Origin of the sequence: Streptomyces sp. NPDC046215 (assembly GCF_040646215.1) — a bacterium.
Classification (GTDB): Bacteria; Actinomycetota; Actinomycetes; order Streptomycetales; family Streptomycetaceae; genus Streptomyces; species Streptomyces stramineus.
In genome coordinates this window covers 31,702-48,725 of sequence record NZ_JBEYZW010000025.1, presented here as the reverse complement: position 1 = coordinate 48,725, position 17,024 = coordinate 31,702, and the positions used below count along the sequence as shown (strand labels likewise).

At 72.8% G+C, this 17,024-nt stretch carries 14 protein-coding genes; 9 read left to right on the top strand and 5 right to left on the bottom strand.

Annotated features, from left to right (window positions below):
* Position 1 precedes the first annotated feature (1 nt).
* Positions 2–1,423 carry an FAD-dependent monooxygenase gene (locus ABZ951_RS13905; RefSeq protein ID WP_344090434.1) on the bottom strand — a complete coding sequence of 474 codons (1,422 nt, stop codon included), beginning with the start codon at positions 1,421–1,423 and terminating at the stop codon, positions 2–4.
* A gap of 123 nt (positions 1,424–1,546) precedes the next feature.
* On the opposite strand from ABZ951_RS13905, the gene ABZ951_RS13900 reads away from it, so the two are divergent.
* Both ABZ951_RS13900 and ligD (ABZ951_RS13895) read left to right on the top strand, forming a co-directional pair.
* Positions 1,547–2,581 carry a PHP domain-containing protein gene (locus ABZ951_RS13900; protein WP_344090432.1) on the top strand — a complete coding sequence of 345 codons (1,035 nt, stop codon included), beginning with the start codon at positions 1,547–1,549 and terminating at the stop codon, positions 2,579–2,581.
* Positions 2,578–3,531 (top strand): non-homologous end-joining DNA ligase, encoded by a 954-nt coding sequence (ligD, locus tag ABZ951_RS13895; RefSeq protein WP_344090430.1) that lies wholly within the window; start codon positions 2,578–2,580, stop codon positions 3,529–3,531. The genes ABZ951_RS13900 and ligD (ABZ951_RS13895) overlap by 4 nt, the downstream gene beginning before the upstream one ends.
* Before the next feature lie 31 nt (positions 3,532–3,562).
* On the opposite strand, the gene ligD (ABZ951_RS13890) is transcribed toward ligD (ABZ951_RS13895), so the two are convergent.
* The gene (gene ligD, locus ABZ951_RS13890; protein WP_344090428.1) at positions 3,563–4,465 is read right to left on the bottom strand and encodes a non-homologous end-joining DNA ligase; all 903 of its coding nucleotides are present in this window, start codon (positions 4,463–4,465) and stop codon (positions 3,563–3,565) included.
* A 32-nt stretch (positions 4,466–4,497) separates the two neighbouring features.
* On the opposite strand from ligD (ABZ951_RS13890), the gene ABZ951_RS13885 reads away from it, so the two are divergent.
* Complete coding sequence (locus tag ABZ951_RS13885) at positions 4,498–5,565, top strand: Ku protein (RefSeq protein WP_344090426.1); 1,068 nt, start codon at positions 4,498–4,500, stop codon at positions 5,563–5,565.
* Positions 5,566–5,605: 40 nt separating this feature from the next.
* Here the strand turns inward: ABZ951_RS13885 and ABZ951_RS13880 are convergent, their stop codons facing one another.
* Positions 5,606–8,311, bottom strand: a complete 2,706-nt coding sequence (locus tag ABZ951_RS13880; protein ID WP_344090424.1) for an AAA family ATPase — start codon at positions 8,309–8,311, stop codon at positions 5,606–5,608.
* Positions 8,312–8,749: 438 nt separating this feature from the next.
* On the opposite strand from ABZ951_RS13880, the gene ABZ951_RS13875 reads away from it, so the two are divergent.
* Genes ABZ951_RS13875 through ABZ951_RS13855 form a run of 5 tightly spaced genes read left to right on the top strand, consistent with a single transcriptional unit; the run spans position 8,750 to position 13,096 of the window.
* Entirely contained in the window at positions 8,750–10,276 is a 1,527-nt protein-coding gene (locus ABZ951_RS13875; RefSeq protein ID WP_361279897.1) for an ATP-binding protein, read from the top strand.
* A 25-nt stretch (positions 10,277–10,301) separates the two neighbouring features.
* Positions 10,302–10,688 (top strand): roadblock/LC7 domain-containing protein, encoded by a 387-nt coding sequence (locus ABZ951_RS13870; protein WP_344090496.1) that lies wholly within the window; start codon positions 10,302–10,304, stop codon positions 10,686–10,688.
* Entirely contained in the window at positions 10,685–11,053 is a 369-nt protein-coding gene (locus tag ABZ951_RS13865; RefSeq protein WP_344090421.1) for a DUF742 domain-containing protein, read from the top strand. The genes ABZ951_RS13870 and ABZ951_RS13865 overlap by 4 nt, the downstream gene beginning before the upstream one ends.
* Positions 11,034–11,672: an ATP/GTP-binding protein gene (locus ABZ951_RS13860; RefSeq protein WP_344090418.1), complete on the top strand. Its 639-nt coding sequence runs from the start codon at positions 11,034–11,036 to the stop codon at positions 11,670–11,672. Before ABZ951_RS13865 ends, ABZ951_RS13860 begins: the two co-directional genes overlap by 20 nt.
* Complete coding sequence (locus ABZ951_RS13855) at positions 11,669–13,096, top strand: cytochrome P450 (RefSeq protein ID WP_344090416.1); 1,428 nt, start codon at positions 11,669–11,671, stop codon at positions 13,094–13,096. The genes ABZ951_RS13860 and ABZ951_RS13855 overlap by 4 nt, the downstream gene beginning before the upstream one ends.
* Here ABZ951_RS13855 and ABZ951_RS13850 read toward each other — a convergent pair.
* Positions 12,994–14,127, bottom strand: coding sequence for a hypothetical protein (locus ABZ951_RS13850; RefSeq protein WP_344090494.1), 1,134 nt, complete (start codon positions 14,125–14,127; stop codon positions 12,994–12,996). The genes ABZ951_RS13855 and ABZ951_RS13850 overlap by 103 nt on opposite strands.
* 425 nt (positions 14,128–14,552) lie before the next feature.
* Between ABZ951_RS13850 and lnt the strand changes: the two genes are divergently transcribed.
* Positions 14,553–16,103 (top strand): apolipoprotein N-acyltransferase, encoded by a 1,551-nt coding sequence (gene lnt / locus ABZ951_RS13845; protein ID WP_344090414.1) that lies wholly within the window; start codon positions 14,553–14,555, stop codon positions 16,101–16,103.
* Here the strand turns inward: lnt and ABZ951_RS13840 are convergent.
* On the bottom strand, positions 16,075–16,980 hold the full coding sequence (locus tag ABZ951_RS13840) for a Gfo/Idh/MocA family oxidoreductase (protein WP_344090412.1): 906 nt from the start codon (positions 16,978–16,980) through the stop codon (positions 16,075–16,077). The two genes, lnt and ABZ951_RS13840, sit on opposite strands and share 29 nt — an antisense overlap.
* Between the last annotated feature and the right edge of the window lie 44 nt (positions 16,981–17,024).

The following is a 17,024-nucleotide window of genomic DNA, read 5'->3' as shown; positions in this document are numbered from 1 at the left end:
TTCAGCGCGGCGCCGGCCCGCACAGCTCCAGCTCGGCCGCGGTGATCGACGGCCCGCGCTGAGCGAAGCGGCCGGGGCCGCGCGCCACCCCGAGCACGACCGCCGGTCTGACCAGCGCGGTCATGGGCGCGGACAGCGTCATCACATCCATCAGGGCCGCCAGCACGACCGGGCTGCCCGTCGCGGCCCACATCACCCGCTGGACGTAACCCCGCAGCAGCCTGGCCGCCGCCGGGGGCCGCTCACCGATCGCCCCGGGGTAGTTGATGTCCTCACCGGTGGCCAGGTCCCACGGGCCGGAGGCCACGCGGGCGACCTCCCGCTGGATGCGCCCGGCCAGCGCCGGCGCGGCCACGCCGTGCTCCGCCAGGAGGCCGCGCAGCGCGACGGCGCACTGGGCGGCCACCGACAGGCCCTGCCCGTAGACGGGGTTGAATGTGGCCACCGCGTCACCGAGGACCGCGAACCCCTCGGGCGGCGACGGCAGCCGTTCGAAGAAACGGCGGCGGTTGACGGTGCTCCGGGTCAGGTGCACGTCCGTCAGGGGCTCGGCGCCCGCGATGAGGTCGGCGATCAGCGGGTGCCGCAGCCGACGCGTGAAGGGCTCGAAGTCACCGGCCTCCCGCGTGGGTTCGCTCCCGCGCGTGCCGGAGACCGTGACCAGCCAGCGGCCGCCCTCGACGGGGAGCATCGTGGCGCCCCTGCCGGGGAGGCCGGAGCGGGGGTCGGGCTGGACGCTGACGACGGGGAACCGCTCGGTGCCCGGCGGCGCCCGGAAGATGCGGGTGGCGTAGACGAGACCGGAGTCCACCGTCTCCTCGTGGACGACGGGCAGGCCCAGCTCCGTCAGCCGCCGCGCGGCCTGCGAGCCGCGCCCGGAGGCGTCGATCACCAGGTCGGCGTCGAGCCCCTCGACGGCGTCGGTGCCGCAGTCGCGCAGCCGCACCCCGGTGACCTTGCGGGCGTCACCCAGCAGGGCGACGGCCTCGCTCCCCTCGCGCAGGGTCACCCCGGGCAGGGCCAGGACCCGCTCCCGGACCACCCCGTCGAGGAGGTCCCGGGTGCAGGCCATCATGAACTGGGTGCCCGGCCGGCGCGGGAACCAGCCGCGCGGCCCCATCACCACGATGCCCGACGGCAGCGGCATCCGCCGGGCGCCCGCCCCGACCCACGCCTCGACCGTGCCGGGCAGCAGCGACTCGACGGCCCGCGCGCCACCGGACATCAGCAGGTGCGCGTGGCGGGCCTGCGGCAGCCCCTTGCGCGGCCCGGTGCCCTCGGGCATCCGGTCCCGGTCGACGACCACGACCTCGTCGGCGTGGCCGGAGAGGACGGCGGCGGCCAGCAGCCCGGCCATGCCCGCCCCGAGGACCACCGCCCGGCTCCGGGGCCGGCCGGCAGGGGTGTCGTCAGGGGTACTCATGCCCGGAACCTCCCCCGCGGGCGGTGCCGCTACGCACGCCTCACCGGGACGGCGTGCGCGCCGCCCCCGCATCCCGCACGGTAGGAAGGTGGGGCGGCCCGCGACGCGAGGCGGTGAGGAGCGATGGACCCCGTGGAGGCGCTGGACCGCATCGCCTTCCTGCTCGAACGCGCCCACGCGCCCACCTACCGGGTCAAGGCGTTCCGCACGGCCTCCGAGGTGATCTCCCAGCTGCCGCCGGCCGAGGTCTCGCAGCGGACCGCGGCCGGAACCCTGACCAAGGAGAAGGGCATCGGCCCGAAGACGGCCGGCGTGGTGGCCGAGGCCCTCGCGGGCGGCGTGCCCGGCTATCTGACCCGGCTGGAAGCGGAGGCCGCCCACCCGCTCGCCCAGGGCGGCGAAACCCTGCGGGCGGCGCTGCGCGGCGACTGCCACCTGCACTCGGACTGGTCCGACGGCGGCAGCCCGATCGAGGCGATGGCCCGCACGGCCCGCGCGCTGGGCCACGAGTGGGCGGTCCTGACCGACCACTCCCCGCGGCTGACGATCGCCCGCGGACTGACGCCGGAACGGCTGCGCGCCCAGCTGGAGGTGGTCGCCGGCGTCAACGAGCGGCTCGCGGCCGAAGGCGACGGCTTCCGCCTGCTGACGGGCATCGAGTGCGACATCCTCGCCGACGGCTCCCTGGACCAGGAGCCGGGCCTGCTCGACGAGCTGGACGTCGTGGTGGCCTCGGTCCATTCCAAGCTGCGCATGGACGCCGATGCCATGACCCGCCGCCTGGTCGCGGCCGTCGCCAACCCCCTCGTGGACGTCCTCGGGCACTGCACCGGCCGGCTGATCGGGCGCGGCGACGGCGACGGCGGGCGCCCTCAGTCGCAGTTCGACGCGGCGATGGTCTTCGCCGCGTGCGCCCGGTTCCGGACGGCCGTGGAGATCAACAGCCGCCCGGAACGGCTCGACCCGCCCCGCCGGCTGATCCGTCAGGCCCTCGAAGCGGGCGTGCTGTTCTCCGTCGACAGCGACGCCCACGCCCCGGGCCAGCTCGACTGGCAGATCCACGGCTGCGCGCGTGCCGAGGAGTGCGGGGTGCCCGCCGAACGGATCATCACCACCTGGACCGAGGCCGAGCTGCTGCGGTGGACCCGGTCGGGATGAGCGCCCCCCTGCCGGAGATCCGGCCCATGCTGGCGACCCCGGGCCCGCTGCCCGCCGCGGGCGAGGACGCGGCGTGGGCCTTCGAGGTCAAGTGGGACGGGGTGCGCTGCGTCGTCGGGGCACCCGGCGACGGAACGCTGCGGCTGACCACCCGGGCGGGCAACGACGCCACCCCCACCTACCCCGAGCTGGCCGGGCTCGGCGAACAGCTGCGCGGGCGGAGCGCGGTCCTCGACGGCGAGGTCGTCGTCCTGGACGCCCAGGGGCGGCCCGACTTCGGGCTCCTGCAGCGCCGCATGGGCGTCGTGAACCCGCGCCGCGCCGCCCACCTGGCGATGCAGTGCCCCGTGCACCTCGTCCTGTTCGACGTCATGCACCTGAACGGCCGGTCGCTGCTCGGCTTCCCCTACCTCGAACGCCGGGCCGTGCTGTACGGGCTGGGCCTCGGCGGTTCCCACTGGTCGGCGCCCACCCACCTGGAGGGCCACGGGCAGCGGGCCTGGGACGCCACGCTGCGCAGCGGCTTCGAGGGCGTCCTGGCCAAGCGGCTGTCGTCGGCGTACACCCCGGGCGTCCGGTCACCCGAGTGGCGCAAGACCAAGCACGTCGTGACCCTCGACGTGGTCATCGGCGGCTGGGCGGAGGGCCGCGGTGCGCTGGGCGGGCTGCCCGGCGCGGTCGTGGTCGGCGTGGAGGAGGCCGGCGGTCTGCGGTACGCCGGGTCGGTCGGATCGGGGCTGTCCTTGCCGGAACGGCGGGAGCTGGCGCGGTACCTGGAGGTGCTCGCCCGCCCCGGCTCCCCCTTCGCGGGGCCGGTGGACGTGCCGGGCGCGCACTGGGTCGAGCCCCGGCTCGTCGCCGAGGTCGCCTTCTCCGGCTGGACGGCCTCCGGCCGGCTCCGCCACCCGACCTGGCACCGCCTGCGGCCCGACCTGACCCGCCTCGGGTGAGGCGGGTCGGGCGCGTGCGGGCGGACACCCGTCACGGCAGGCGGCCGCGGGCGCGGTCGTCGGTGAGCGGGGCCAGCAGGTCGCCGTGTGCGGCCACGCGGTCGATCACCTCCTCGGGGGTGAAGAGGAGGTCGCCCGGGTCCTGGCAGCCGGCGACCTCCTCCCAGGTGACCGGGGTGGCGACGCCGGGGCGCTCGCGCAGCCGGACGGTGTACGGGGCGGCGGTGGTCTTCGCGCTCGCGTTCTGCGACCAGTCGATGAGCACCTTGCCGGAGCGCTCGGCGCGCGCCATGGAGACGACGACCAGCCCGGGGTGTTCGCCCTGCATCCGGCCCGCGAGGCCCTTGGCGTAGGCGGAGGCGGCCCGTCCGGGCACCGGGTGCAGCGGTGCGTAGAGGTGCAGCCCCTTGGAGCCGGAGACGACGGCGTGGGCGGTCAGGCCGTCGGCGTCGAGGAGCTGGCGCAGCCGCTGGGCGATGCGGCAGCAGACGACCAGGTCGGTGCCCGGCCCGGGGTCGAGGTCCAGGACGAGGCGGTCGTGCGCGCCGGGCCCGGCGGCCACCGTCCACTGGGGGACGTGCACCTCGTAGGCCCCCAGGTTCGCCATCGCGACGAGCGCCGCGGTCGAGTCGATCACGACCTGCTCGGTGACCCCTTCGCGGTGCTCGACCGGGGCCACCGGCACCCAGCCGGGCACCCCGCCCGGCGGGTTCTTGGCGACCCAGCTCTGCCCTTGCGGCCCCTCCGGCGCCCGGACGAACGAGGCGGCACGCCCGGCGGTGTGCGCCACCATCACCTCGGCGACCCGGGCGTAGTAGTGCAGGACCTGGGCCTTGGTGTGGCCCGAGGCGGGGAAGAGGACCCGGTCGAGGTGCGAGAGTGCCAGCCGGTGGCCGTCGATCTCCACCACCTGCCGGTCCGAAGATGCGGGCATAAGGTAGGAATTCCCCGTGGAGGGATAGAACTATGCGGACCATGTGGAAAGGGGCGGTGGGGTTCGGGCTCGTGTCCGTCCCCGTACGGCTGTACGCCGCGACGCAGGAGCACGGCCTGCGGCTGCACCAGGTCCACGACGCGGACGGCGGCCGGATCCACCTCAAACGCGTGTGCGACATCTGCGGCGAGCAGGTCGACTACGAGCACATCGCCAAGGGCTTCGACGACGACGAGGGCCACACCGCGGTCGTCACCAAGGAGGAGCTGGCGGGGCTGCCGCTGCCGAGCAAGAAGCTCATCGACGTCCTCGCCTTCGTCGACGCCGACCGCATCGACCCCTTGCAGCTGTCGAGCACCTACTACCTGGCGCCGGACAGCGCGGCGGCCAACAAGCCCTACGTCCTGCTGCGGGAGACGCTCAAGCAGACCGAGCGGGTGGCCGTCACGAAGATCGCGCTGCGCACCCGGGAGTCGCTGGCGCTGCTGCGGGTCCACGGCGACCTGCTGACCCTCCACACCATGTACTGGCCCGACGAGATCCGGGACAGCGGCGGCCTGGCCCCGCCCTCGTCGGTGACCGTGCGGCCGCAGGAACTGAAGATGGCCACCAGCCTGATGGACACACTCTCCGAGGACTTCGACTTCGAGGAGCTGGAGGACGACTACGAGGTGGCCCTCCGCGAGCTCATCAACGCCCATCTGGAGGACAGGCCGGTCCCCAAGGAGGACACCACTCCCGCGCCCGACAACGTCATCGACCTGATGGCCGCGCTCCAGGCGTCCATCGACACGGCCGCCGGAAAGCCCGCCGGGAAGGCGGACGGGGCCGAGAAAGCCGCCCCGGCCGGGAAAACGGCGCGGGGCACGGCGAAGAAGACCACGGAATCGAATAAGCGAACGCCGGCCAAGAAGGCGGCACCGGCAGCCTCCTCCGGCTCCTCCCGGGCGGCAAAGAGCACGGCGAAGACGACGGCCAAAAAGAGCACCGCCAAGAGCGCCACCAAAAGCACCGCGAGCAAAAGCACGACGGGCAAAAGCACGGCCGGCTCGGGCGCGAAGAAGACCGCGTCGAAGAAGGCGGGCCGCCGCGCGTCCTGAGCCGCTCCCGCCCACCCGGGAGCGGCTCAGGACCCGGCGGTCACACCCTCGGCTCGGCCTTCGCGAACGCCCCCGCGTCGAGCTCGGCCTGGGCGGTGGTGACGAGCCCGTCCGCCGAACACTCCCGGGCCAGATCCAGCCCTTCCCGGAGCCGGTCGGCGGCCTCCGCCGGACGGCCGGCCCGGCGCAGCGCGACACCGTGATCGACCAGGGCGGCCGCGAACTCGAACTTGCACGGAGATCTGCGCAGATGCGTCACGGCCTGATCGAGCCTGCGCAGCGCCTCCTCCGGCTCGTGGACGGCCGCGGCCCGGCGCAGCGATTCGCCGATGGCGGTGTCGGTGCCGAACCGGTAACCGTGCTGCACGGCCTGATCGGCCAGAGCGCGGGCACGCTCGGGGTCCTCGGGGAGGATGGCGTCGGCCAGGTCGAACGCCCAGGGCGCCCAGAGGACGTTGTTCCGGCCGCGCTCGTCGAGTCGGCGCCCCGCGGCCTCCAGCTCGACGATCGCCTCCTTCGTCCGGCCGCGGGCGAGCAGCAGCCGTCCGGCCAGGCACGCGGCATCCGGGAGGACGATCGCCGGTGAGTAGGGGGCGTGGAAGGAGTGCTCGTCCGCGATGGCCTGTGCCTCGTCGACCCGGCCGCGCGAGAGCAGGGTCTCGATCAGCAGGCAGAAGCCGTCCCAGTGCATGGGGAGGCCGGGGCCCAGCCGGGAGGCCAGCCGCAGCCCTTCGCGCAGCGACCGCTCCGCCTCGCACAGGTCCCCCCGGCGCCGGTGGACGAGGCCGAGGAAGTCATGGGCGAAGGAGAGGTGGGCACCGCTCCACCCGGCGATCTCGAAGGCGCGCACCGCGCCCCTGAACAGGCGCTGGGCCTGGTCGAGCCGGTCGGTGTAGGCACAGCTGATGCCGAGGACGCTGGGGATCTCGAAGCCCCACTCGGTGTTGGTCCACCCCATGCCGGGCGCCAGCTCGCCGTCCAACAGGGCGCGGTCGACGCGATCGGCGACGGCCAGGGCGTCCTCACCGCGGATCACGCCGTCGAAGGCCCGGAGCGCGAGCATGGCCCGCTCGGAGTTGTCCCGGCCGGGGAGGTCGTCGGCGAGTTCGGACATCTGCCGGGACCGGCCGTGGGAGTCCTCCTCCTCGACCTGAATGCCGCGCCACAGGAAGTGCGCCGCCTGCAGCCGCATCCGCCCGGGGCCCGGCGGGGTGCGCTCGGCCTGCTCGGCCACCACCCTGGCCGCTTCCTGGAGTTGGTTGTTGTGGGCGTACGCCTGGGACAGCCGGTAGGTGGCGTCGATGCGCAGGTCGTCGGTCAGGTGCGGCAGGCCCAGGGCCGTCCTGAGGTGGTTGACGGTGGCGGAGGGGGAGGTGAGGAGGGCGGTGCAGGCCAGCTCGTACAGGACGGCGGCGCGTTCTTCCTCGGGCGGCGGCTCGTGGAGGGCGCGCTCCAGACAGCGGCGGGCCGCGTCCGGCGCGCCGACCGCGAGGTGCTCACGGGCCGCTGCCCGCAGCTTCTCCACCAGATCGGAGTCGTGATCGGGGTGGACCTCCAGCAGGTGCCGGGAGGCCGCCGCCGAGCCGTGCCCGGCCTCGGCGACCGCCCAGGCGGCCTGGCCGTGCATGGCGGTGCGGGCGGCCGGCGGGATCGCACTGTAGACGGCGGTGGCGATCAGCGGGTGGACGAATTCGAGATCGACGGCTCCGGCGAGGATCCGGGCCTCCCGCAGCCGGTCCGCGCACTGGGCGGCCTGCGCCGGGCCCATGCCCGCGAGGTTCGCGGCCAGGATCGGGGAGATCTCCGTGCCGAGGACCGCCGCGGCCCAGGCGAACCGCGTCACCGCGGGCCCCAGCCGCTCCAGCCGGGCGACCAGGCCGCTGCCGCGGGCGGTGGCGCCGAGGTCGCGCAGCAGGGGCGCGGATTCCTCGATCGGCTTCAGATTGCGGTCCTGGGCCTTGGCGATGAGCTCCACGGCCTCGTAGGGATTTCCGGCGGTGACCGCCCACACCTCGCGGCAGAAGGCCGGGTCGGGCCGCCCGCCGAAGGCGGCGTGCGTCAGCCCGGCCACGGCCTCCGGGGTCAGCGCCCGCAGCTCCACGGGGCGGGCGGCGCGGCTGGCGACCAGGTCGCGGAAGGCCGGGGTGTGATCGGGAAGTTCATCCGGCCGGTAGGCGAGGACGACCAGCAGCGGCATCTCCCGCAGCCGCACGGTGAAGGCGGTCAGCCAGGAGAGGGACTCGGCGTCGGCCCAGTGGGCGTCGTCGATGACGAGCACCACGGGTTCGCCCTTCAGGGCGAGTTGGGTGACGAGCCAGTCGATGCCGTCCCGCACGCCCTGGGGGTCCTGCATCGTGCCGCTGGGCGGGGAGATGCCGAGCGCGGGCCCGGCGATGTCGTACCAGCCGCTGAGCAGCTCCTGGCGCGCGGCCGGGGCCAGCGGCGCGAGGGCGGGCTGCAGGAGCTGGCGGACGACGTGGAAGGGGACGGAGCGCGCCGACTCGCTGCCGCGTGCGAAGAGGACGGTGCACCGGCAGACCTCCGCGGCGAACCTGCGGACCTCGGTGAGCAACGCCGTTTTGCCCAGGCCCGCTTCGCCGCTGTAGAGCAGCAGCCCTCCGAGCCGGTTCCTCCCTTCTGTCACGTGGCCGCACAAGCGGCGCACCGCCTGTTCCGCGGTCGTGAGCTCGAGCTCACGCTCGAACAGGGCGGCGGATGCGTTCTGTTCACGCTGAAGCCCTGACATGGCGAGGTCTCCCGGGAGGATGGTGGTGGATCGAGCCTAGCCCCGTCCGTCGCGCGAGGGGCAGGGTTCGACGGACGCACCACCCGAGAGCGTGACCTTCGGGCCGCGCGCGGAACACGGGACCGTAGCGCACCGGTAGCGTCACCGTCCCGCTGGCCGGATTTCTTCGAACTCCCATTCCTGGGGTTCGGAAATATATTCGGAGTTTAAAACGAAGGCCCATTATGCAGGCTTTCGAATTCCCTCGTCAGGCCAATCCGCGAATATGACAACTTCGCGCCGGAGCGGCGCGCGACAGGCTACGCTCCATGTCGCGCAGCGGGTTGCGGTGACTACTTCACGTTGCGGACAAGTGCTGCGCTGTCGCCGTTCTCCGGGTGAACCCCGAGAACGCTGCGCCCCGGCACCCACGCCCTTTCCAGGAGTCCGAGGATCTTGATGGTTCGTACTGGCTCGTCAGCTCAGCGGCGGCCCGCCTCCGCCCTGATATGGCTGATCTCCCCTTTGGTACTGGCGGTGTGCACGGTGGCGGCGGTCATCGCCGTCACCCCCGCGGCCCGCGCGCCGGTGGCCTGGTGCGGGTCCTCGGCCACGGTCGCGGTGGCACTGGCCGCGTCCGAGGCCGCGCGGCGGGGGCGCGTGATCGCCGGTCTGCGCCGGCGGTCCGCCGAGCAGGAAGCCGTGCTGCGCTACCAGCTCGACCAACACGAGGCGGAGACCCGGCGGTTGGCCCGCGAGCTGCTGCCCAAGGCGATCCAGCTGCTCCAGCGGGGGGCGCCCACCGAGGTCGTCCTGCGCCACACCCTGCCCGCCCATGACCTGGAGCCGGGGTACGCGGCCGCGCACCGGTCGGTGCTGAAGTCCGTCATCGAGGCGGTCCAGGCCGAGGAGGGCCTGCGCGACTCCGCCCAGCGCGCCTTCGTGAACATCGCCCGCCGGGTGCAGGCCATCGTCCACCAACAGGCTTACGACATCCGGGAGATGGAGCACAAGCACGGCAACGACCCGGACGTCTTCGGCGACCTCCTCCACCTGGACCACGGCAACGCCCTCACCGGCAGGCTCGCGGACAGCATCGCCGTCCTGGGCGGCTCCCGCCCCGGCCGCCAGTGGAAGAACGAGATCCCGCTCTACAACGTGCTGCGCGGCGCGATGTCGCGGATCCTGGAGTACCGGCGGGTCGACCTGCACTCGGTGGCGGACGTCGCCGTGGTCGGACCCGCCGTCGAACCCGTGATCCACGCGCTGGCCGAGCTGCTGGACAACGCCACCCGCTACTCGCCCCCGCAGACCCGGGTGCACCTGACCGCCGTGGACATCCAGTCCGGCATCGCGGTCGAGATCGAGGACGCCGGCGTCGGCCTGACCGACGAGGCCCGGCGCCGCACCGACCGGGTGCTCTCCCGGGAAGGCGCGCTGGACCTGGACGACCTGGGCGAGGCGCCCCGGCTCGGCCTGGCGGTGGTCAGCCGACTCGCCCTCAGCTACAACTTCCTGGTGTCGCTGCGGCCTTCCGCTTACGGAGGCGTCCGCGCGGTCCTGGTCATCCCCATGGACCTCATCACCGCCAGCAAGCACCCCGGAGGCGATATCGCGCGCGCTCCCAAGCTTCCCCCCATCAAGTCCAAGCGGCGCCCCGGCCAGAAGATCCCCGCCCCCGGCCCCCAGACGGCCCCGCCGATGATGGAGCACCCCATCCCGCCGCCGCTCGGGGACAGCGGACTGCCGCAGCGCCGACGGCGCCAGGGTCCCGCGCCCCTGCCGTTCGGCCGGGCGGCGGCCGCCCAGCGGGACCGGGCGCCGGCCGCCCCGGCCCGGCACCCCGCCCGGCCGGCCGAACCGGAGGAGGCACCCAAGCAGCCGGGCATGTGGCTGGCCGCCTTCACCAGCGGCATCAACGGGGAGCTCCCGGAGCCGGACGCCGGCCGGCCGAACAGTGATACCTCGTCAGACAAGGAAGAGTAGCCAAGTGACGCAGCCGCGGTTCAACATGGACTGGATGCTCAAGGACCTGGCAACCAGCGTTCCGCAGACCCGCCACGTGATCGTGCTGTCCTCGGACGGCCTGCGCATGGCCCAGCACGGCACGGACCCGGACGCCGCCGACCGGCTCGCCGCCGCCTGTGCCGGACTGCAGAGCCTCTCGACGGCCATCGCCGCCGAATTCCCCAACGGGGACGGGGAGATGCGCCTGGTCGTGATCGAGGTCGACGGTGGTTTCTTCTATCTGATGGCCGCCGGAGCCGGGGCGTTCCTGGCCGTCCTGGCCGACGACGACGTGGACGCCGGCCTGATGGGGCTGCGGATGCGGGATCTGGTGGCCCGGATCGGTTCGCACCTGACGAGCCCGCCGCGGGTCAGCGGCCCGGTGACATGAACGGAGCCGGAGGACCCGACCCGGGGAAGGCACCAGGCAGTCCGGACCGGCTTTACATCCTCACCGGCGGCCAGGCCCGTGGGGAGAAAAAGACAGAGCTCGATCTGGTGACACTGATCGTCTCCCGCTCGGAGACCGACCCCGGCCTGCAGCCCGAGCACGCCGCCATCGTCAGGATGTGCGACTACCCGCTGTCCGTCGCCGAGATATCCGCGTACCTGGAGCTCCCCGTCAGCACGCTCACCCTGCTGCTCACGGATCTGCTGGCCAGCAGGCAGGTGGAGGCCCGTCCCCCGGTCCCGGCGGCGGCACTGCCCGACATCCAACTTCTGGAGGCGGTGATGAATGGACTACAACGGCTCTGACGCCTACGGCCCCGAGATCCACGCGGGGCCGCGGACGGAGGACGTCCTCCCGGCGTCGGCCACCGCTGCCGTCAAGGTGGTGATCGTCGGTGGCTTCGGCGTCGGCAAGACGACGCTGGTGGGCGCCGTCAGCGAGATCCGGCCGCTGACCACCGAGGAGACCATGACCCAGGCCGGTGTCGGCGTGGACGACCTCGCCGGCATCGAGCAGAAGACCGAAACGACCGTGGCCATGGACTTCGGCCGGATCAGCATCAACGAGCAGCTGGTGCTGTACCTGTTCGGCACCCCCGGCCAGGAGCGCTTCTGGTTCCTGTGGAACGGCCTCTTCGAAGGCGCCCTCGGAGCGGTGGTCCTGCTCGACACGCGCCGCCTGGAGGTCAGCTACGACGTGATCGGCCGCCTGGAGGAGCGCGGTGTGCCGTTCGTCGTCGGCGTCAACCGCTTCCCCGGCTCCCCCAGCTACCCCATGGAGCAACTGCGGGCCGCCATGGACCTGGACGACAGCGTTCCCATGGTCGACTGCGACGCCCGCGACCGCGGCTCCTGCCGCGACACCCTGATGACCCTGATGCGCTACCTCTACACCCTCACGACCGTCGCCCCGGAGCCACAGTGACCCTCCCCCCCGAACACTCCCGCGCCGACTCCGTGGTCGCGCCTCCCCCGCAGTGCCCGGCCCACGACCTCGGCCCCGGCGGTGTCACCCGGCTGTACGGGAAGGAGGCCGAGGCCGACCCCATGGGGCTGTACGAGCGGCTCCGCCAGCAGCACGGCCAGGTCGCGCCCGTCCTGCTGTACGGCGACCTCCCGGCCTGGCTCGTCCTCGGCTACCGCGAGAACCTCGACGTGGCCCGGACCCCCTCGCGCTTCTCGCGGGACTCCCGGCTGTGGAACCTGGCGCGGGAGGGGAAGGTGCCCCCCGACCACCCGCTGGCGCCGATCACCACCTACCAGCCGATCTGCGTCTTCGCCGACGGGACGCAGCACGAGCGCTGGCGCGGTGCCGTGAACGACGCCATCGCGCGCTTCGACAAGCGCGGCATCCGCCGCCACGTCACCCACTTCTCCAACCAGCTGGTCGACCGCTTCTGCGCCTCGGGCCGGGCGGATCTGGTGAGCCAGTTCGCGGACCACCTTCCGATGATGGCCATGACGCAGCTGCTCGGGATGCCCGAGGTGTACAGCCAGCGGCTGGTCGACGCCGCCCGCGACATGATCAAGGGCACCGAGACGGCCGTCTCCAGCAACGCCTTCGTCCAGGAGACGCTGCGCAAGCTGGTCGCGCGCAAGCGGGTCGAGCCCGGCGCCGACTTCACCACCTGGCTCCTGGAGCACCCCGCGGGGCTCTCGGACGACGAGGTGCAGCAGCACTTGCGGCTGGTGCTCATCGCCGCCTACGAGACCACCGCGAACCTCATCGCCAACACCCTGAAGATGGTGCTCACCGACGTCCGCTTCCGGGCCTCGCTCGCGGGCGGCCACATGACGCTGCCGGACGCGGTGGAGCAGGTCCTGTGGGACGAGCCGCCCTTCATCGCGATCCTCGGCCGCTGGGCGACCCAGGATACGGAGCTCGCGGGGCAGCAGATCAAGCAGGGGGACGCCCTGGTCCTCGGGCTCGCCGCCGCCAACATGGACACGGTCGTCCGGCCCGATCCGGACGCCCCCATCCACGGCAACCGCTCCCACCTGGCGTTCAGCGGCGGCCAGCACGAGTGCCCGGGGCAGGACGTGGGCCGGGCCATCGCGGACACCGGCATCGACGCCCTGCTCCTGCGGCTGCCCGACCTCACCCTCGCGGTGGACGAGTCGTCGCTCGACTACTCCTCTGTCCTGATGTCCCGTCATCTCCAGTCGCTGCCGGTGAAGTTCACCGCGCAGCGGCCGCGACCGGAGGTGCCCGCCGACCCCGTGGTGGTGGAGCCGGCGGTGCCCTCTCAGCCGGCGCAGCCGGTTCTCACCCCGGTCACCGCCGACCGGCCGGCGCCTTCCCGGCGGTCGTGGTGGCGGTCGCTGCGCAGCTGGCTGCGGCGCGGGTAGGCAGCGGTCTCCAGCTGGCCCCACCACCAGGCGATGGCGGGAATCGGCACGGGCTCCGGGCTGTCGTCCGCGGGGAGCGGCTTCCACCACTGGACGGGCCGGGCGGGATCGTAAGGGTCGACGTAGCGGGCGCACCGGGAAGCCCAGTCCAGGTGCCCGCGGACGAAGTGGCCGAGGGCCACCAGGTAGCAGCGCAGCTCGACCCCGGCCCGCGGCCACAGCTGTTCGCGCAGCCGCAGGAAGAGCGTCATGACGCGATCGCGCATCGCCATGGCCTCTTCCTGCGCGCGGGCGGGCTCCCAGCCCCGCTCCGCGGCGAGGACGTCGATCAGGTTGAGGTTGTCACCGGCTCGCTGGATCTCCTTGTTCCGCGAGTAGAAGTCGTTGTCCCAGGCCACGAGGGTCCACGTCATCTCGGTGAGGGCTTTCACCTCGGGCCGGTCCAGGTCCCGGTCGTGGAGTTCATAGCCTCCCGCGATGTCCATCAGCGCCGTGGAGGGCGCCATGCCGATGGCGCGCATCCACATGGCCGTGTAGTCGTTGACGGACGGCAGCGCCCGGTCGCGGCGGCAGGCGGCCTCCCACACCAGGCTGGACAGGTAGACCCGCATGCCCTCGGTCCAGCGCCTTAACTGACGCGGTGTCGCGTGCGCGGCCAGTTCCCTCCGCACGCCGCGCAGCGCCGCCGCGTGGGGCGAGTCGTCCGGCCACGACGGAACCGGCGCTTCCAGGACGCGCATGATGCGCGAGGTCGCCCGGGCCAGGCCGTGGGCGGTCGCTCCGGACTCGTCGCAAACGGCGTCGTCGAAGGAGAAGAGCACCGAGTGCAGCTTGGCGACCACGGTCAGCGGGCCGGCCTGGCCGTACGGCATGGTCCTGGCGGTCAGGCCGCCGAAGTCGCACCGGGTCAGCCGCTGCCGCTGGTGGGGCGAGGTGTCGAGCTCCTGGTCGAGCATCCAGTCCACCGAGGCGTTGTCGATCTCCCGGAGGCGGGGATGGACGGCCGGCGGTACCGGACAGTAGAAGGGCATGATCTCCAACGGCTGTACTGAAATACGGTCTCGCACGCCTGACACGCCGTCTCCCCGGGCCGCAGCGTTCCTGTCCACTGTTCCTGTCCACTTTTGCGCGGTACCTGCCCAGGGTGGACCACGGATAACCCGGACCGCATATCCGGTCACACCTTTCCAGCGCGGGAGGCAAGGCCCACTTCGGATCACTTTAGAGCGGATCTAGCCAAGTGCGTTTTCCAGAAGACAAAAAACGGTTGAATATTGCACACCGATGACAAGGATTTTTCCCCATGATCCACAACTGTTCGAAATCCCGAGGGCAGCCGGAACCCGACCACCTGCTTGACGAATGAGCGAGCGAAGACTCGCCACACTGTGATCCACGCGTCTGATCCACGCCGCTGATCCACGCTGTTGATCCACACACCCAAGGGAGGCACGGCATGACCATGGCGCCGTCGGTCGAGCGGCACCGCCCGCCCCGCACCCGGCCCCGGTGGCGGGGCGCGGCGGCGGTCGCCGCAGGCGCGCTGCCCGCTCTCACCTTTCCGGCGCCGGGGCTGTGGTGGCTCGCGTACGCCGCCCTCGTCCCCTGGCTGCTCCTGATCCGCTCCGCTCCCACGGGTCGCGTGGCGGCGCGCTACGGATGGCTCGGCGGGGGCGGATTCCTCCTTTCGGTTCACCATTGGCTGCTGCCGAGCCTGCATGTCTTCATTCTGGTACTGGCCGCGCTGCTGGGGCTGTTGTGGGCACCCTGGGGGCTGCTGGTGCACCGGTTGCTCAACGGCACGCCAGGGCCGGGACGGGCCCTGGCAGCGCTGTTCCTGATCCCGGCCGGCTGGTTGATGGTCGAACTTGTTCGCTCATGGGAGTATTTGGGCGGACCATGGGGTCTGTTCGGGGCGAGCCAATGGCAGGTTTCCCCCGCCCTGCGGCTCAGTTCCGTCGGTGGGATCTGGCTGGTTACTTTCCTCCTGGTGTGCCTCAACACCGCGCTCACCGCCCTGATTTGGGCCCCTCGGTCCCGAATCGCGGGGGTGGCAGGGGTCCTTGTCTGCGCCATGGCGACCGCGGGCGTATGGGTCTGGGCGCCGGTCCCGAAAAGCGCGGGCTCGGTACGGATCGCGGTCGTCCAGCCGGGAGTGATCTCCGGCAGCCACAGTCCGCAGCGGCGCTTCGACCGCCAGGAGCAGCTCACCCGGGGCCTGGCCGGGCAGCACCCGGACCTGGTGGTGTGGGGCGAGAGCAGCGTGGGCCAGGACCTGGACCAACGGCCCGATCTCAGGGACCGGCTGACCGCGCTGTCCCGGACGGTCGGTGCCGAGCTGCTGGTGAACGTCGACGCGCGGCGCTCCGGCCGGCCGGGGATCTTCAAGAGCTCCGTGCTGGTCGGCCCGGACGGTCCGACCGGGGACCGCTACGACAAGATGCGGCTGGTGCCCTTCGGGGAGTACGTGCCGGCCCGCTCGGTCCTGGGCTGGGCCACTTCCGTGGGCAAGGCCGCGGGCGAGGATCGCAGGCGCGGTGACCACCCGGTGGTGATGCGGCTGCCCGACGGGCTGCGGATCGGGCCGCTGGTGTGCTTCGAGTCGGCGTTTCCCGACATGAGCCGGAGGCTGGCGCGGGACGGGGCCGCCCTGCTCGTCGCCCAGTCGGCGACCTCCACCTTCCAGCACAGCTGGGCGCCGCGGCAGCACGCCTCGCTGGCCGCGCTGCGGGCCGCGGAGACCTGGCGGCCCATGGTGCACGCGACCCTGACCGGCGTCAGCACGGTCGTGGACGCGCGCGGCAGGGCGGTCGGCCCGCCGCTGGGCACCGACCGCAGCACGGCCGCCGTCTACGAGGTGCCCCTCGCGGAGGGCACCAGCCCGTACGTCCGCGCCGGCGACTGGGTCGTCGCCGGCTCCCTCGCCGCCCTGGGCTGCTACCTGGCGGCCGAGGGCCTGCGCACCCTGCGGCGGCGCGTCAGGAAGCCTGCTCCAGAGCGGAGCTGACGATCCGCTCGCACAGCTCGTGGGTGCTCAGGGCGTCCCCGGCGTCGAGCAGCCTGCCCTCGCGCACCGCGTCGAGGAAGGCGAGCGTGATCTGCTCGACGCCGCGCTGGCGGGCCACGGGCACCCAGTCGCCGCGGCGGCGGACGGTGGGCTGCCCCCGGTGGTCCACGACCTCGGCGAGGTTGCTGACCTGCCGCTTGGTGTCCCGGCCGGAGACCTCCAGGACCTCCTCGGTGGAGCCGCTCAGCCGGTTCATGGAGCCGATGGCGGTGAAGCCGTCGCCGGAGAGCTGGAGCACGACGTGGTGCATGAGGCCGTCGCGGACCCTGGCACGGACGTCGATGTGGTCGACGGTGCCGGGCACGAGGAACCGCAGGGTGTCCACGACGTGGATGAAGTCGTCGAAGACGAGCGTGCGGGGGTCCTCGGCGAGCCCGACGCGGTTCTTCTGCATCAGGACGAGGTCGCGGGGGTGGTCCAGGCACTGCGCGTACCCGGGCGCGTAGCGGCGGTTGAAGCCGACGGCCAGGCTCACGCCCCGCTCCCGGGCGAGGTGGACGAGGCGCTCGCTGGTGGCGAAGTCGTAGGCGAGGGGCTTGTCCACGTAGACGGGGACGCCGGCGTCGAGGAGGCGCGTGACGATCCCGGGGTGCGCGGCCGTCGCCGCGTGGACGAACGCCGCGTCGAGGCCGGCGGCGAGGAGGGCGTCCAGGTCGGTGTGGCGCCGGGCGGCGGGGATGCGGTACGTGTCGGCGACCCGGTGCACGGTGGCCGGTGTCCGGGAGTGGAGGTGCAGCTCGATCCCCGGCCGCGCGGAGAGTACCGGCAGGTACGCCTTCTGTGCGATGTCCCCGAGCCCGATGCAGCCGACCTTCACTGAGCCTCCCTGGCGTGTGCTGTGCGTTCGAGCAGCATACGGGG

What these genes read in the sequence shown, in the direction of transcription:
- ligD (WP_344090430.1), top strand. Translation starts at nt 2,578, where the DNA reads ATGAGCGCCCCCCTGCCGGAGATCCGGCCCATGCTGGCGACCCCGGGC.
- lnt (WP_344090414.1), top strand. Translation starts at nt 14,553, where the DNA reads ATGACCATGGCGCCGTCGGTCGAGCGGCACCGCCCGCCCCGCACCCGG.
- ligD (WP_344090428.1), bottom strand. Translation starts at nt 4,465, where the DNA reads ATGCCCGCATCTTCGGACCGGCAGGTGGTGGAGATCGACGGCCACCGG.
- ABZ951_RS13860 (WP_344090418.1), top strand. Translation starts at nt 11,034, where the DNA reads ATGGACTACAACGGCTCTGACGCCTACGGCCCCGAGATCCACGCGGGG.
- ABZ951_RS13885 (WP_344090426.1), top strand. Translation starts at nt 4,498, where the DNA reads ATGCGGACCATGTGGAAAGGGGCGGTGGGGTTCGGGCTCGTGTCCGTC.
- ABZ951_RS13880 (WP_344090424.1), bottom strand. Translation starts at nt 8,311, where the DNA reads ATGTCAGGGCTTCAGCGTGAACAGAACGCATCCGCCGCCCTGTTCGAG.
- ABZ951_RS13870 (WP_344090496.1), top strand. Translation starts at nt 10,302, where the DNA reads ATGGACTGGATGCTCAAGGACCTGGCAACCAGCGTTCCGCAGACCCGC.
- ABZ951_RS13865 (WP_344090421.1), top strand. Translation starts at nt 10,685, where the DNA reads ATGAACGGAGCCGGAGGACCCGACCCGGGGAAGGCACCAGGCAGTCCG.
- ABZ951_RS13900 (WP_344090432.1), top strand. Translation starts at nt 1,547, where the DNA reads ATGGACCCCGTGGAGGCGCTGGACCGCATCGCCTTCCTGCTCGAACGC.
- ABZ951_RS13875 (WP_361279897.1), top strand. Translation starts at nt 8,750, where the DNA reads ATGGTTCGTACTGGCTCGTCAGCTCAGCGGCGGCCCGCCTCCGCCCTG.
- ABZ951_RS13850 (WP_344090494.1), bottom strand. Translation starts at nt 14,127, where the DNA reads ATGCCCTTCTACTGTCCGGTACCGCCGGCCGTCCATCCCCGCCTCCGG.
- ABZ951_RS13905 (WP_344090434.1), bottom strand. Translation starts at nt 1,423, where the DNA reads ATGAGTACCCCTGACGACACCCCTGCCGGCCGGCCCCGGAGCCGGGCG.